Origin of the sequence: Bacillus sp. FSL R7-0685 (assembly GCF_038002425.1) — a bacterium.
Classification (GTDB): domain Bacteria; phylum Bacillota; class Bacilli; order Bacillales; family Bacillaceae; genus Bacillus; species Bacillus subtilis.
Window position 1 is genome coordinate 1 of sequence record NZ_JBBOCN010000002.1, and the last position, 14,695, is coordinate 14,695.

Annotated in this window: 20 protein-coding genes; 18 read left to right on the top strand and 2 right to left on the bottom strand. The window is 46.0% G+C overall.

Annotation, left to right across the window (positions count from 1 at the left end; genetic code table 11):
* Nucleotides 1–304 precede the first annotated feature (304 nt).
* The 10 genes from MKY50_RS21245 to MKY50_RS21290 all read left to right on the top strand — a co-directional run bounded on the left by MKY50_RS21245 (nucleotide 305) and on the right by MKY50_RS21290 (nucleotide 7,998).
* Complete coding sequence (locus MKY50_RS21245) at nucleotides 305–1,252, top strand: hypothetical protein (RefSeq protein ID WP_341117392.1); 948 nt, start codon at nucleotides 305–307, stop codon at nucleotides 1,250–1,252.
* Nucleotides 1,249–1,701, top strand: coding sequence for a hypothetical protein (locus MKY50_RS21250; protein WP_341117393.1), 453 nt, complete (start codon nucleotides 1,249–1,251; stop codon nucleotides 1,699–1,701). The genes MKY50_RS21245 and MKY50_RS21250 overlap by 4 nt, the downstream gene beginning before the upstream one ends.
* Nucleotides 1,702–2,018: 317 nt before the next feature.
* A complete protein-coding gene (locus MKY50_RS21255; RefSeq protein WP_148981574.1) occupies nucleotides 2,019–2,222 on the top strand; it encodes a hypothetical protein in 204 nt (67 codons plus the stop codon).
* Nucleotides 2,223–2,362: 140 nt separating this feature from the next.
* Nucleotides 2,363–2,590 carry a hypothetical protein gene (locus tag MKY50_RS21260; RefSeq protein ID WP_341117395.1) on the top strand — a complete coding sequence of 76 codons (228 nt, stop codon included), beginning with the start codon at nucleotides 2,363–2,365 and terminating at the stop codon, nucleotides 2,588–2,590.
* Nucleotides 2,591–2,681: 91 nt separating this feature from the next.
* Nucleotides 2,682–2,954 carry a hypothetical protein gene (locus tag MKY50_RS21265; protein ID WP_341117396.1) on the top strand — a complete coding sequence of 91 codons (273 nt, stop codon included), beginning with the start codon at nucleotides 2,682–2,684 and terminating at the stop codon, nucleotides 2,952–2,954.
* A gap of 38 nt (nucleotides 2,955–2,992) precedes the next feature.
* On the top strand, nucleotides 2,993–3,727 hold the full coding sequence (locus MKY50_RS21270; protein ID WP_341117397.1) for a hypothetical protein: 735 nt from the start codon (nucleotides 2,993–2,995) through the stop codon (nucleotides 3,725–3,727).
* Nucleotides 3,728–3,889: 162 nt separating this feature from the next.
* Nucleotides 3,890–4,690: an ATP-binding protein gene (locus MKY50_RS21275; protein ID WP_341117398.1), complete on the top strand. Its 801-nt coding sequence runs from the start codon at nucleotides 3,890–3,892 to the stop codon at nucleotides 4,688–4,690.
* Nucleotides 4,691–4,818: 128 nt separating this feature from the next.
* The gene (locus MKY50_RS21280; RefSeq protein ID WP_341117401.1) at nucleotides 4,819–5,214 is read left to right on the top strand and encodes a hypothetical protein; all 396 of its coding nucleotides are present in this window, start codon (nucleotides 4,819–4,821) and stop codon (nucleotides 5,212–5,214) included.
* Nucleotides 5,215–5,479: 265 nt separating this feature from the next.
* Nucleotides 5,480–6,874 (top strand): DnaB-like helicase C-terminal domain-containing protein, encoded by a 1,395-nt coding sequence (locus tag MKY50_RS21285; RefSeq protein ID WP_341117403.1) that lies wholly within the window; start codon nucleotides 5,480–5,482, stop codon nucleotides 6,872–6,874.
* A gap of 110 nt (nucleotides 6,875–6,984) precedes the next feature.
* Nucleotides 6,985–7,998: a toprim domain-containing protein gene (locus MKY50_RS21290; RefSeq protein ID WP_341117405.1), complete on the top strand. Its 1,014-nt coding sequence runs from the start codon at nucleotides 6,985–6,987 to the stop codon at nucleotides 7,996–7,998.
* Here MKY50_RS21290 and MKY50_RS21295 read toward each other — a convergent pair.
* Together MKY50_RS21295 and MKY50_RS21300 are read right to left on the bottom strand one after the other, a co-directional pair.
* Entirely contained in the window at nucleotides 7,995–8,240 is a 246-nt protein-coding gene (locus MKY50_RS21295) for a helix-turn-helix transcriptional regulator (RefSeq protein WP_041056610.1), read from the bottom strand. The genes MKY50_RS21290 and MKY50_RS21295 overlap by 4 nt on opposite strands.
* 52 nt (nucleotides 8,241–8,292) lie before the next feature.
* Nucleotides 8,293–8,502 carry a helix-turn-helix domain-containing protein gene (locus tag MKY50_RS21300; RefSeq protein WP_129110688.1) on the bottom strand — a complete coding sequence of 70 codons (210 nt, stop codon included), beginning with the start codon at nucleotides 8,500–8,502 and terminating at the stop codon, nucleotides 8,293–8,295.
* A gap of 113 nt (nucleotides 8,503–8,615) precedes the next feature.
* Here MKY50_RS21300 and MKY50_RS21305 point away from each other — a divergent pair, with 113 nt between their 5' ends.
* From MKY50_RS21305 to MKY50_RS21340, 8 genes are all read left to right on the top strand, one after another.
* Entirely contained in the window at nucleotides 8,616–9,845 is a 1,230-nt protein-coding gene (locus MKY50_RS21305) for an AimR family lysis-lysogeny pheromone receptor (protein ID WP_341117408.1), read from the top strand.
* Nucleotides 9,846–10,115: 270 nt separating this feature from the next.
* Nucleotides 10,116–10,751, top strand: coding sequence for a hypothetical protein (locus tag MKY50_RS21310; RefSeq protein WP_341117410.1), 636 nt, complete (start codon nucleotides 10,116–10,118; stop codon nucleotides 10,749–10,751).
* Nucleotides 10,752–10,894: 143 nt separating this feature from the next.
* Nucleotides 10,895–11,050: a hypothetical protein gene (locus tag MKY50_RS21315; protein ID WP_164972495.1), complete on the top strand. Its 156-nt coding sequence runs from the start codon at nucleotides 10,895–10,897 to the stop codon at nucleotides 11,048–11,050.
* Nucleotides 11,047–11,565, top strand: coding sequence for a hypothetical protein (locus tag MKY50_RS21320; RefSeq protein WP_341117413.1), 519 nt, complete (start codon nucleotides 11,047–11,049; stop codon nucleotides 11,563–11,565). The genes MKY50_RS21315 and MKY50_RS21320 overlap by 4 nt, the downstream gene beginning before the upstream one ends.
* A gap of 244 nt (nucleotides 11,566–11,809) precedes the next feature.
* Nucleotides 11,810–12,592: a hypothetical protein gene (locus tag MKY50_RS21325; RefSeq protein ID WP_341117416.1), complete on the top strand. Its 783-nt coding sequence runs from the start codon at nucleotides 11,810–11,812 to the stop codon at nucleotides 12,590–12,592.
* A gap of 39 nt (nucleotides 12,593–12,631) precedes the next feature.
* Nucleotides 12,632–13,069, top strand: coding sequence for a hypothetical protein (locus tag MKY50_RS21330; RefSeq protein ID WP_276353214.1), 438 nt, complete (start codon nucleotides 12,632–12,634; stop codon nucleotides 13,067–13,069).
* A complete protein-coding gene (locus MKY50_RS21335; RefSeq protein WP_341117422.1) occupies nucleotides 13,069–14,361 on the top strand; it encodes a hypothetical protein in 1,293 nt (430 codons plus the stop codon). Before MKY50_RS21330 ends, MKY50_RS21335 begins: the two co-directional genes overlap by 1 nt.
* A gap of 165 nt (nucleotides 14,362–14,526) precedes the next feature.
* Complete coding sequence (locus MKY50_RS21340; protein ID WP_341117425.1) at nucleotides 14,527–14,682, top strand: hypothetical protein; 156 nt, start codon at nucleotides 14,527–14,529, stop codon at nucleotides 14,680–14,682.
* Nucleotides 14,683–14,695 lie beyond the last annotated feature (13 nt).

Below are 14,695 nucleotides of genomic sequence, written 5' to 3' on the forward strand. Positions count from 1 at the left end.
GCTGAATTTACGGCGTTTATCGCGTTGAATTGATCGATGAATTGTCGTCGATTCCGATAATTAATTCATTGCGGTTCCGATGAATTTTTCGCCACAATAGCGATGAATTTGACTAGTTCTTACAAAATAAGTGTATTACTAAACAGGCTATAGCGCAAATAATTTTGCCGTCCATATATTGGGCGGTTATTTTTTTTGTCCATTTTTCGAAGTTCCTACGCATCTATAAGTGAGGGAATAAATTTCGAGAAAAGATGTGCCATTCTGGAAGTGTATACGCAGTTATAGGTGAGAGGTGAAAAAGATGGATATCACACAGAAGCAAGAAAGTGCGTTACTACTTATAGACAACTTAATAGATGATGGTATAGATGTGACTAATTTAAGAAAGGAGATATTGAAATCCTCAAAATACAGTTATCACGCAGTAATGAAACACCTACAACGATGTTTCGGTAGCTTGCAAAACGCTCTAATTGCATACGGTCTCTACGAACAAGTCGCAGAACCTTCTTATCTGGAAATTGAAAGATGTTTCTACATCGACGACGAGTATATCGTATCCGAGAACAAATTTATTTCCGAAGAAGTAAAAGAATTGTACAACATTTCGGATACAAAGTTTCGCGAATACAGAAAAGGGGTTCTTGAAAATCTCGAAAAGGAAGCGCTGGATGCCTACGTTAGAGATACGTTTCCATACGGTTTGAGACGTGAGTATATTTACGAAAATAAACTGTGGCACATCGAAACTTACTTACGGAAATATTACGGCCATAGTGTTAGGAAATTATGCGAAGAATGGGGATTGTCGTACGAACTTATCAACGAATCTTACGCATCTTTCTATATAACGAAGGGACGCAAATTTGAGTTGCTTGTTGGTGAAGTTCTCAAGGCGCTACATCCCGGATCGGTCGAGGAACAAAAGCGAATTTATGACTGCATCCCGGATTTCATTGTTGACGGAACTAAATGGATCGATGCTAAGTTAAGCGAGAATACCGCATTTAATCGCGCTAGTAAAACGATCGACAAGTATTTGCGCTATACGGATCATCTTACGATTATTTACGCTAAAAAATCCGAAGGGAATTTCGAACATCCTAACGTTACTCTTACACACATCAGCGAGTTTATCCCGGCGCTTTTGAAAAACGGAAACAACGAACTGGTTTCTCGATTAAACTCGTTTTTGGCGGAACTAAAATCCGAGGAAATAAAAATGAAGAGAGGAGTCGATGCGGCATGACAAACGTATTCATACGAAGCGGCAACACACGCGAAAACTTTTCGATGGTTTACCACGAACTATTCGATCTGTACCACGGTTATATAGGCGATAAGGCAACGCTGTACTATACGTTTCTGCTACGCTATAGACACAATCGCGAGGATTCCGAGTATGGAAAGTCGTGGCGCGGCCGGAAAGGTGTTGCTGAAAAATTTAACCTTTCGTATTCGACGCTTAAGATACTCGACACGATACTAAAAGAGGCAGGGCTAGTCGAAATAGAGACGAAGCCGAGCGGTCGTGGGCGTGACAAAATCGTTTACATCGTCAATGACCCGTTAGATCGGGAGAAATTCCGGTGGGCTGAGCCGAAAATTGCGGAAGCGTTGAAAAAGATCGCAGAAGAAACGGAAGGAGCCGAATCCCTTTTCGGTAAAGAGTTCCGAGCTAAACTTACAGAAGCGTAGATATAACCTTACAGCTCTGTATATATAAACCTTCTATCCTGTAACTGAAAAAGAATATCTTTAAAAAGAATATCTTTAAAAAGAATAAATAATAGCGCTCAATTAAAAATCTTTCGCGCAGATACTTATTAATCAATAGAATCTTATCGCGATAAATAATATCTGCAAGAGTGAGCTAAAGCGAACGATTGCTAGGTCTTATTAATAACGAAAATACTCACGAATAAACGTGCGTATCGATCCGAATTAGCGGCGTTACTGACGGTCGAGGGCAATCGGTAGGGTAGACGATAAAACGGCGGAGAGGCGGCGAAAACATGACCGAAGAAGTTAAACGATTGCGTTGTGCTGTGGCGGATTTGATTGGCGAGAATGAGCGGTTGAAAGAAGATCGGAAGAAGCTGGCCGGGCTGTTTGCGCGATCACTTGCTTTAAACATATCGCTAATGGACGACTCAATGCCGGAGTGGCGATACTTTGCGAAAGAAACACTCGATGACTTAAAGGAGGCGCTAAAATGAAGCCGACAATCACGAAGGAACAGCTCGAAGAAATCCGTAAACGTACTGAGGCGGTTGGGGGTGCGCGGTGGTTTGTTTCGGATAGAACAGACGTGTCCTACGAATATCCACCGGGATCTTGTGAAGTTCATTCGGTTTGTATGACTAGCGGAAATGTATACGCAGACTTCATTGCAAACGCACGCCAAGACATTCCGGCGTTACTCGAACACATTGCGCAGCTTGAACGAAAACTTGCCGAAGCAACTTTAATTCTTGATCGGGTAGAAGACGCTCTAGGTAACATTCGATTCGGTGCCATCAATTCGCTATACGACGATGTCGGTCAATTTATTCACGAAGAAGGTGACGAAGATGACAACGTATGAATCAAAACCGGTCGCCAAGTGGAATACGCGCGATTTCCAGGCGTACCTCAAAGCGGAGCACGAACGGCTCTACGGCGTCCCTTATGTTCCGATGCCTACTCGCGATCCATGGAAGGCGGAGGCGGGAATGCTCGGTCGTTGGGTCGGAACTAAACGCAATCCAGGCGAACATGGACCGGAAATTACGAAACGTTTTATCGATTTATGTTTCGCGGAATACAAACCGTCGTTAGAATGGCCGGGCGTCAGCTTCGGTTGGATGCGAAAGTGGATGGGACGGAACTTGCAGCGGGCTGTTAACGAATTAAAAGCCGAACAGCAAAGAGCCGAGCGCAATGAGGGCGTAGATAATACGTGGTTTTGACGGAAAATAACGAAATTAAAAACGAGGAGGCTGACGAAATGAAAAGCGTAAATCAAACGGTAATCAATAATGCGAATACGGTATTTGAAAAGAAGGACGATAAATATTTCGGTTATAAATCTCGTTTTGGAGATATCGTTATTGGCGGAGCATATTCTTATAGATTCGTAGTTCACTACGCAAAAACGAATCAAGACGTTGTTATTATCCCTGGCGATGTAAATACGGTAACGACTCCGGTTTGTACGACGCTAGAGGAACGTTTATGGCAGCCGGAAAAGACCGCCCAAGCCCGCCGTGATGAAATCGTTGAGCAGGCGAAGGTGGATGTTGAAGCGCTGTCTAATTACGGCGATGGCGTGCGATATGAAATAGAAGAGTGGTCTTCCGCAACCTGTAACGTTGAGTTCGTAGTAAATCGATATAAGCGGACAGTTGTTGCGCTATTAAAAGGCGTCCGCACCGGGAATGTCTACGCAAAAGGAATCGCCAAAGCCGCACCGTCCGATTGCTTCAACGTCCATATCGGTAAAGCAATCGCGCTAAGACGTGCGCTAGGCTTGGCGGTGCCGGACGAATACTTGAACGCGCCACAGCCGACTGAGGTTCGTGTGGGCGATTTTATATCGGATGTTAGCGGGGTTAACAAAGCACTAGTTATTGAAGACGATAGTTGGCCGCCTTTTTCCGGGGGTTCAGTAATATATTTGAAAGATGCGCGTAAATACGGCGGTAGAACTATCGACGACTCACGCGAAGAGGTGGGCGAATGATTTTCGATCCAGCGAAGGTATCTACCGATCTTGATTTCGTCGAAGGAACGCTACGTGTCGTAAAGGATTCGGACTACACCGTGTACCTTATCGTAGATAGCGAAACCGGAAAGATTCATGTAATAAACGTTATTGAGAACTAACGAAAGGAGGTCCGCGAATATGACTAACGAAAATAATTGCGTACTTGCTAACGGATGCAAAGCGGCGGGCGGCGGTGCCTGCACGCAACACTGTCCGTATTTCATCGCAATGCACGGCGTCAGTGGAAACGGCGGTCGGTCGGCGGCGGCAGGACTTCCGCGTGAGTATCGGCTCGTGACGCTACAGAATTCGCCGGCGCGCGGTTCCATTTATATAAAGGAACGAAAGCCGTCCGTTATAAAAGAAAGCGTAACGACTATGGCGGAAGCTTACGTTAAATCTTTCGAGCGCCAATTCGACCAGGAGACCGGAATAATATCGCCAGCCGAGCGCATCAAATCGCTGTACCTCGTAAGTGAAAAGACCGGAACTGGCAAAACAACGACAGCGGCGGCGCTCCTTAACGAATGGATGCGCGTCCACTACAGCGGCTCATTGCGACGGGACTTAACGCCGTTACAGCGTCCGGCATATTTCCTCGATGTTAACGAATGGCAGACAGAGTTTAACTTGGCGACTATGGCGAATGACGACGAAGGTATGGCGGAATTTCAACGGAAGATGAAACTCGCTATGTCAGCGCCATTCGCGGTGTTAGACGACATAGGGGTGCGAGACTGTACGCCCGCATTTCGTGGCTATCTACACGCCGTAATAAACGCAAGAGTAACGAATCAATTACCGACTATATATACGAGTAATATTGCGCTCGATTCGTTGGCGGATGTTTTCAAGGAAAAGCGGCTGGCCGACCGTATTGGCGACCTGTGCCGCGAGATTGAATTCGTAGGCGAATCGAAAAGGGGGATGCGTAGATGAAGCCGAAATTCGCTATCGGAGATATTGTCGCAGTAGACGGCTACAAAGATCGGATTTTCTACGTCGAGTCTTGGAGCGAAATAAAGAGAACCGAGGAGTGGGGCGTAAGTGAATACGTCGAGTTCGAGTTGACCGACGCGATTAACGGCGAATGGCTGGAAGCCGATAGCGATGATCTGCGTTTGGTCTGTCGGAAGGCACATGCGGAAGATTTCTTGATGACGTATGACATGACGAACTATCCGGAGCCGACGAGCACGGCGCAGCACTTTACGGATGGTTATATTCTCGGGATAGGCTACACGAAAGAGGAGGCGGTTGGGATGGCAAAAGAACCGAAGGAAACTCCGAAGACGGCGCGGGCAGCAAGTGCGCAAGAGGTGGCGAAACATAGACGGAAGACTGACGAGCTGCTGGACGAATATAACGATAACATGCGCCTGTACGAGACGTTTGGGGATGCGGAGTATAAAACGAAGGCTGACGGTGTGATGACGAAATTGAGACGGGAGGCGGGCCAATGAATGCGAAGGAAGCGCTAGATCGATCAAATCAGGTACGAGAACAGATTATCTCTGAATCGCGAAAGACTGTTTATAAGAGAATCGAGCGCATATCTAACAGTGGACATAAGGCATGTTACTATTTCGTATCACATCTATTTCGAGAAGAAGTGACGGAATTAATAAAAGAATTGCGAGAACGAGGGTATCACGTAAGTCATGACGGTTTTTGGTTTATCGCGAGACCTCAACAAATAACTATACGATGGGGAAGGAAGGATCGCCCATGAACTACGGAACTTTACTAATATCGAAAGCCATCGAAGCGAACGACCCGAACGCTCTGTTGCGCTTCAATATCGCTGAAAACGACTTACCAACGCAAGGCGAACGCAAAGCCTTCCGGTATGTCATGCAATACGCCGAGCAGCACCGAGGTCAGGCGCCGACTGCCGAAATGGTTACGCATGAAGTTCCGGAATTCGAACCGGACTTTAGTATCGAGGCCAGCTGGGATTATCTCGCGAAAAACCTTAAGGACCGGGCGGCAGAACGCCAATTTATCGAGCTTGTTAGCGGTCGGATCGATCCGGAAACTGGCCGCCAAGTGCAGGAACCGCAACTCGAAAAACGATTTATTGAAGCGCAAAAAAGCGGCGATATGGGAAGTTTCTTCGAGTGGTTGACGGAGCAGTCAGAAAGTCTTAAAATGAGAACAAACGTTCGAAATTCGGTTGGGACGGACATCAAGCGCGACATCGATAAATTCAAAGCCGAATACGAAAACCGCAAGGCCGGCGAGTCCTTCCGGATCTGGCGGAGTAAGTTCGACTTTATTAATCGGGCTATGGGCGGCTATGTATCGTCTAACGTCTACGTTATTTACGGTAAGTCGGGGCGCGGTAAATCGGCCATTGCGCTAGAGGAAGTCGTTAACTGTGCGATGCAAGGCGCGAACGTTCTTATTTGGTCGATGGAGATGGGATGGTACGAGGTCCTAGTGCGCCTGTACGTTTCAATTTCCGGAAGCCTTGGCGTTACGACTGCGACTCTTAACGGCGTCAATATGGAAGCCGGATTTAATTCGCGAGACGTCCGCCAAGGTAACCTGAACGAAGAATTCGAAGCGGGCTTTATGGAATTCCTCGGACAGCTTAACGATATACTGCCGGGCAACATTACGGTACGCGCTGTAGATGACGAAGATTTTGGCTCCCGAACATTGCGCGATCTGAAATCGGACATTATCGAAACGAAAGCCGACGTTGTGCTCGTAGATCCATTTTATTATTTAGACTACGAAGCCAATACGTCAAAGACGGCGGGCGGAGATGCGGCCAATACTTCGCAAAAGCTACGCCGTTTAGCGGGCCATACAAAGGCGACTATATTTGCTCTTACCCAGGCGGACGAGGAAGACGAAAAGGCGGGCGAAGATGGCGAGCGAGAACTTAAACTATCGCAGCGTAAGGACGTTAAGAAAACGAAAGCCTTGCTCGAAGATGCTGCGCTATTGATCGCGGTTGATACGAACGCAAAGGAAGGGCGCGGCATGATCGGCTTAAATAAAGGGCGCGATGGCGGCGAAGGAGAGTCCGCGGAGATCATCTACCTACCGCAAATCGGCGTCGTAAAGCAGCCAGAAGCCGGAGAAGCAGCGGCCGCACAGTTCGATTTCTAGACTGGAAAGAATTTCATATAAAATTCTGAATAGTTTCGACAAATTACGACTGTATAAAATGTAACATTCGTGTAATATGTTTTACAAATACATCTTTAGGAGGTGTTCGCATGCCGACTTTAATACTAAACGGACGCCACGTCGACGTAGATATCCGATATGAACTCGAACAATTCGAATGGACGCGGCCTACATGGACGGAAGATCGGTTGCTCGCAGCCAGTCCGTTCCGTTACGATCGTACGCCGAGCTTCTACGTTTATCTCGAAGACACATCGTCAGCAAAAGCCGGCTACTGGGGCGATTCAGGCGCGTATGATGCCGAGTTTGCGCGCGGTGGGTTCGTTAAATTACTCGCTTTCCTCCGCGCTGAAACCGAAGAAGAGACTATCGATTACTTATTGGAAACGTATGCACCAACGGCTAAAGACGGGCGCCTAACGCTTCGTCTTCCGAAACTTAAGGTCGTAACCAAACCGGAACCTTTACCGGAATCTTTGCTGGTGGACGTTCAGGTCGGACCTAACGATTATCTAACCGGACGCGGTATAGCGGCTGAAGTACAGCGCGAGGCCGGCGTGGGTCTTGTAGGTAATGCGGTCGCAATTCCGTGGCGGTTGCCGAACGGGCGTCTCGCTAACGTGAAATATCGTTCAACGCGCGGCAAGGCTTTTTGGTACGTAAAAGGCGGCTGGCCTATTCGCGATTTAGTCTACGGAATGGACCTCGTTTATGCGCAGCGGCTAAGGCACGCGGTGATCTGCGAGGCGGAAATCGATGCTATGGCGTGGCGTTCGGTGGGGGTACCTGCGATTGGAACCGGCGGCAGTGCATTTAATTTGAAAAAGGCGGACATAATTACACAGTCACCTATCGAATATTTAACGGTAGTTACAGATAACGACAAAGCTGGCGATAAATTACGTGCGGCGATTGAGCGTTATTTAAACGGAAAGGTGCGGCTTGCGCACGGTTATATAACGGAGGTGAAAGACGCTAATGAACTATTGGTAAAGCGCGGTGCAGAGGCGTTGAGAAACGTTTATGATCGTGCGGAGGGCGTACGTCCTACATTACGTGTCGGTTCGGGAATTTCCGAACTTCAGGTCGGCCGGAGGTTCTAGCCCTCCGTTTCGTCGCCGGATACCTCTACCCATTCGTATAAGTCTTCGAGTCTACAGCCGAGTGCACGAGCGATATTATAGGCGAGCTCGATATTCGGTATATTGCGAAGACTGGCGTAATCGGAAATACGCGATTTATCTAGTCCGACCTTGGCTGCGAGTTGTGCGTGTTCAATTCCGATATCTTTGCATAATTCGGGTATCCGGCATTTGCCGACCTTAAACGTAATAAACACCTCCATTCGTAAAGGTGTCCGTAACATTTTAACTTATGAATGAATCAATTACCAATATTTATTCCTTGACAATCTTAATGACTTTCTCAACCGGTACATCTAAGAAAAGGCATATTTTCTCAATTGTGCCGACGTACATCTTTAGATTAGATTGTCTATGGTTTTCTTTTATACTTGCCTGCGTTGCAGGACTAATGACTTTCCTTAATTCACTTAATTTCATTTCTTTCTCTTCTAAAGTCTTGAATAAGGGTGAAAAATCGACCATTTTTAAAAATCCTCCTAGAAAAATGTTTACATGTCTGAACATTTTTATTATACTTCAATTATACTTAATCGGGGAATAAAAGTCATTCATTAATTAAATTCGGGGTGAATTACATGGAAGATGTAAGAGAATTCTTGTTTAACAAAATTGAGGATAGAGATGACTTGGATGACAGAACAGTTGCTGATTTTTTGGGGATATCTACAAGACAGTTGTATTATTTAAAAAGTGGACAGAGATATCTTACTTTTAGGAATATTTTGAAACTCGCCCTACTCGTTGATTCGGAAAATTACAGAATTAGAATGAAAGACTGGTGCCTAAGACTGCAGACTGACGATTGCATAAAGAACGCATTTGAGTACGCAGCAGTAATCCGTGATGTACAATTACTAAAGAGCTTACTGGACAAGCACGAGTATGAAAAAGGTGTTATAGGCCAATATGTACGAGTTTATTCATTTATTTATAAGTACATGACAGGTCAAACGAAATTCAATAAAATGGAACAAGCGCTCTTAGATTTAAAGTCCATCAATGATTCTTCCCTAAAAATACTAATTGATATTTACAAGTGCATCGGTCTACTGCATAAGCGTCAATTTTCTTACTTAATTGATAAAGCTGCTTGCGTAGAGCAGGAGATAAAGAACCTAAGTGATAAAACCAGACTATTCTTAAAAGAGTGCTTCCTTTTCCGTTTGTCTGAAGTCCTCTCACTAACAAATTTGTTTTTGAACAATTTGGAAGATGCTAGGCGGTATGCTAGTATTATATTAGAGGCCAACATAAATAAAAGAGCGGAGTCAGACGCGTATTATGTTTTAGGAATGTCTTACCTCATGAATAATCACCAAGAGTGTATCTATTACTTAGAGAAGAGCTGCAAGAAAGCGGCAGAAACTGGATCAGAATTAATTTTAACTGTAGCCAAATACAACTTAGACATGGCAAAATTATTGCTTTCTCAGGAATTAAGTGAAGACGCTGACGAGTCAATTGTTGCTGTACATGATTACAGAGAGGGTAAAATACCTTATGATGAGGCTGAAGCGAAGGTAAAAAAGGTTGGAGATTTAGATCTTCTTGATTACCTGAGAAGCAAAAAAGAAAAAAAAGTTGAGAATTTGTACAAAAAGTTTCATGATTTCGTTGCCAATTCAAACCTTTATTACGCAGTTATAATTGTAAGGGATTTGATGGAGGCCGGAGAGAATTCTGATTTCATTAAATCTCTTGCGAATTTGAGAAAAAACAATTCAAAAGGAGAGGTTTTATTTGAAAAAGATTTTATTAGTTGTTTCAGTGTTAGGAATTCTTGTAGCAGGAGGGTCAGCGCTTAATCATTTATCTGCTGAAACAAAGTCAGAGGAATTGGCAATAAACATTATAGGAGGTTAACATTAAGAGTCGCCGAAAGGCGGCTTTTTTCATATATAAATGTATACACGTGTGAACAATTATAGAGAATTTAAACCTTGTTCACTTTCAGAAAATTCAAAGACTAATCATGCTAATATATGGACATGGAAGAAAAACTTATAAAATTTTTAAAAAAAGCTGTGCCAAATGTCTAATCGATACGCAGTTAATATTGAAAGGGGAAATGATACTTGCTGAACAACGAAAACTTAATATTATTAATCGATGATTTTCAGACAAACGCTAATCCGAATTCATTTAATCAGATATTTGAAACATTTCAAATGTTGGTGAAAAATCTCGCGAAAAGATATGGAAGGAATTGTCCGATACTTTTTGACGAGATAATCAGCGCCTTAAACGAAAAAATTTGGTGGATTGTTGAGAACTTCGATAAGAGTAAAACGCGGGAGGTAGAAAAGCACTTTAAACTTCATCTATCGCGTGAAGCCATCGATACAGCTCGTGAGAGGAACGGAACCTATGCGAAGAGGCGTATTCCACTCGATCACACAGCGGAAGAGAATGCGGCAACATTCGAATCCAGCGAGGTAGTCGAAATTGAGGAGCACGTTATATCTAAAATCACCGGAGAAATAAAAACGGACCAAGATAAGCGGCAACTTATCAAGGCCCTGACTAAGAACTCGGATGCTTTAACGACGGCAATCGTTAAAGAGCATCTTTCGTCAGAACAACCTAGCGCCCGGCAAATTGGACGTAAGCTAGGTGTTCACCATTACACCGTAACAAGAGAAATTCGTAAGTTATCGAAAAACTACGACGCTTCTCAATACGGCGAACTTAACGCTTTTCTAGCTGTATAAAAACGCAATACGTAACTAGGTCCGAGGACGTTCGTTACTCCTCTATAATACAATCTGTTGGCAACAGATTCAAGCGAACACTTTACGAACGCATCCCCGCGACCTAGTACGATAATCTCAATTTAAACGGAGGCTAACGTACTATGACTACTTCAAATTTACCCAATCTTAACGAAATCCAAACGCTAATCGCGCTAGATGAGCGCAAACTTACCGAATTTATTTACCAAGGCGCATGGCCGCACGACGAAGATCCGGCCGATTACTATCCGGCCATTAAGGCGGTGCGCGTCGGATGATTACGGCCGAACAGGTTACGTTTTCATATCACGCTCGCCAACGTCTTAAGAAGCATTTCAATATCACGGATCAGGTATCAGCGCGAGAGTGGATCGCGACTAAATTAGAACGTGCTAAGTACCTCGGAATAACCGTAGACACTAGAGGTAATGAAGCTCGCATGTATGGCGGGAGTGGCGCGGTTATCCTTTTAGATCTATATAACGATCATGTTGTTACGGTGCATCCTCCGGAAAAGTATACCGCAATAGAATTTCTACATGCGTCGTTTAACGAAATGAGAAGAAACGTTGAAGCTGCGGTTCTAAATAACGAAAAATATATCGGAAAACTTCACGAAGAAATTGCGCAGCTGACGGCCGAGCTTCAACAAACGAGATCAAAAGCGAAAAAGATGGCGTACCAAGCGCGAATCAATGCGGTTCAGATGCGGATCGATGAATTACCTACCGAGTCCTTCGAATTGAAGCGCAAGCTTACGAAAGCTGCGAAAGGAGTGTCGGCATATGTCTGACGCAGTATGGATCGTTCCTATTGTCGCGATTATCGGTGCGGTCATTATCGGCGGCATGGCGTGGCAAATAACCGAAGACGAAAAGAACCCGCAGTAAGGGCGCCAGGCCCTCGGAGAATGTCGGGGTGGCCGTTAAGTAATTCGGGTCGCGTCGCTACTGCCAAGCGCTGGCGGCGTTTCGGGCGCAGGTACCGGCATTTTGCGAGGGCTTAACGCTCAATATTAAATCGTAGGGGGAAAACGAATGACACAATTTCAAAAAGGCGCAGCGGCACTAGGAGCTTTACAGTCAGGCGGAAGCGAAGGCGGTAACTTAAATACGATCGACTTCGCAAAGTTTAGCGTAGGTGCTTCTTATAAGGTGCGCGTGCTCGGTACGGAAGATCTGATGCAGTATTTCGGTTATGGCGTTTACAAGAAAGTAAATACGTTTGTTGCGAAGAATCCTTCTACGCGTAACGAAAAGGGCTTCGTAGTCAGCGATCATACTCCGTGGGACTTAGCGGAAAAGTATCACCGCGATCTTCAATTCGCAGCCAGAGACGCAGGCAACGAAAAGGAAGAGAAAGCGCAAAGCCAGGAGGCCCGCAAATATCGAGGCAAAGAACGATTCGCTATGGGCTTCGTTGACCTGGCGACCGGAAAAGAAATCGTTGTAGATTTAACGCGCAACCAAGCGCTGGACGTATACGCAACAATTACGAAATACGAAAAGAAACTTGGCAAGTTAGCGTTTGAATTAACGAAAACGAACGCAACGGGACAGGCGAAAGATACTAAGGTCGCGCTGACTCCTCTGATCGACTTTGACGAGGATCTTAACGAAAAGGAACGCGAGAACTTCGCCAAGTTTGACGGCAAGGAATTTAACTCGGCGCTGTTTGACGGGTTGTTGTTCGAAGCGGACGAAAAGACGCAGATCGAAAACTTAGTCGCGGCTGGCTTCGATATTAGCTTGATCGGGTTGTCACTCGGTGCTGGATCAGAAGATAACGAAGCACCTGCCGAAGATTCATTCGACTTTTAATCGCGGCCAGACCTAACCAAACGAAAAGGAGGCGCTCCTATGGCGCATAAAACAGAAGATACCGGCAAGTATTCGGAACTGATCGCACGTGCTGCGCTGCTGGCTAGCGGCTGGCAGGCGGTCAGTACGTCCGAAACGGAAGAGGCGTTTGATATTAGCGCGAAAGATCCGTTAAGCGGCGAATGGAAAACGTTCCAGGTGAAGACGATTATCGTACGGGAAAAGCGCGGCGGCAAGCGGATCGTCCAGGCGCGGAAGAACGACGGCACGCCTTATACGCTTGATGAAGTCGACTATTTTATCGGCGTCGAGGTCGGCACGGGTCCGGCGCCCGCCGTTTGGATGTTCGAGAATCGCGAGCTGACCGAGTATTGGGGGCCGCAGTCGAAGGAAGGTAAGCGTTGGGTACGGATGGACTTGGCGTTCAGTCGCGAAGACGTGGAGTTTACGGAAATTAACGAAGCGGAGGCGGTATGATGGCGAAATTAGAAGGCGTTAAGACTCTCGATATGGTGAACGGTGAAATTACGAAGGTTGCGTATGGCGTTGCGACCTACGAGCGTGTAGAAGGCAAGGCGGAGGCCGGTGATTTAGCGCTTGCAATTAAAAGCGCGGAGGATGCTACGTTAGGAAACTTCTATCCTGTTACGGATATTTCGTACGGAGAAATCATGTACATGGACGACGCGGACGATGCGCAAGTAAATCCGTTGGAGTATTTTCGAATTTTTCGTAAAGTCAACGCCAGCACCAATCCGTCCGTAGAAGAACGCGTAGCAAAGGCGGAAGACGAAATCGAATCGTTAAAATCCGACGTGGCTGCGTTGAAGGGTGAAGCGGAATATAAGCGAATTGACGCAGATGAGGCGAAGGTGGGTGATTACGTTAAATATATTGATAGTGATTATCTTGATATATGCGACTACTCTTTCACTATCGGTAAGTTATACGAAATAAAGGCCGTTGATGAGGACGGAGACTTTGAGCACGAAGCCGATAATGGCGAAAGGTTGATGGCTTGCCCTGACGACGAGGAATTAGAGTTTTACCGCAAAGTCAGCGCCGCAAGCGTAGAGGCCGAGCCGAAGCCTGAGCGCTTGAAGGTCGGTGATTATGCGAAGGTGGTCGGAGGCGCAGGTGAACACCTAGCAGAGATCAACGATATCGTACAAGTAACGTTTGACGATGGGGGCAGTCTTCCTTTCCGTTGTGACGATCTAAGCGGGAAGAGTGTCGGATGGTTCTATGAAGGCGAACTCGTCCGCGCCACTGACGAAGAAGTTGCCGAAGCTAAACGCGCAGCAGCAGCACGCGCTAAATTTAAAGAAGGCGCAAAGGTGCGGTTGCTTTCAGGAGGAGGGAATTATCCTCTTAACGGATTCGAGAACGGTAAGGTTTACGAGGTTTCCGATAGCAATTTCGACCATAAGACGAGGGGCAAAGGAATTCGAATCGAAGGCGGCGACTGTTTTGATAGATCCGGATTTGCAATGCCAGATCAACTCGAAATTTTATCCGAAGAGGAAGCCGCCGAACGCAAGAAATGGGCGGAAATCGGACGCGAGGTTGGCGAGTATAAGAAAGGCGATGTGGTTGCGTACGATGATCCGGAGTGGTTCGGAAATAGCGGAATTGGCGAAGTCGTAGGATTCGATATAGGAACGCCGCGAGTAGGATCGGTTAATAGACGAGGAGACAAAGTGTCGATGTACCTAGATCCCGACAAACTCCGCCTAATCACGCCAGTCGAGGCGCGCTTTGACCGCTAAAGCCGCCGCCGTCTGCGCCAATTGCAACGCTAGCCTCTACGAAGGGCGATCCGCCATTTACGATTCGCTCTTCGAGGTATATGCGTGCGACGCGGCGTGTTGGTCGGAGTGGTATGCGGATAATGCCGATGAATATAAACGAAGATGGACGGAGGCGGTCGATTTATGAAGAGATTACCGAGAGCAATCGCGTTTGTGTTCGGTGTATTAATGGCCTTCATTGCCGGACAGAGCGTATTGAACATGGATGTGTTTTCTGCTGTAACGTGCGTTCTAGGTGTTTTTATATTCGGATGCCTTAACGTAATAACGAGCGAATAAGCGGAATTTATTA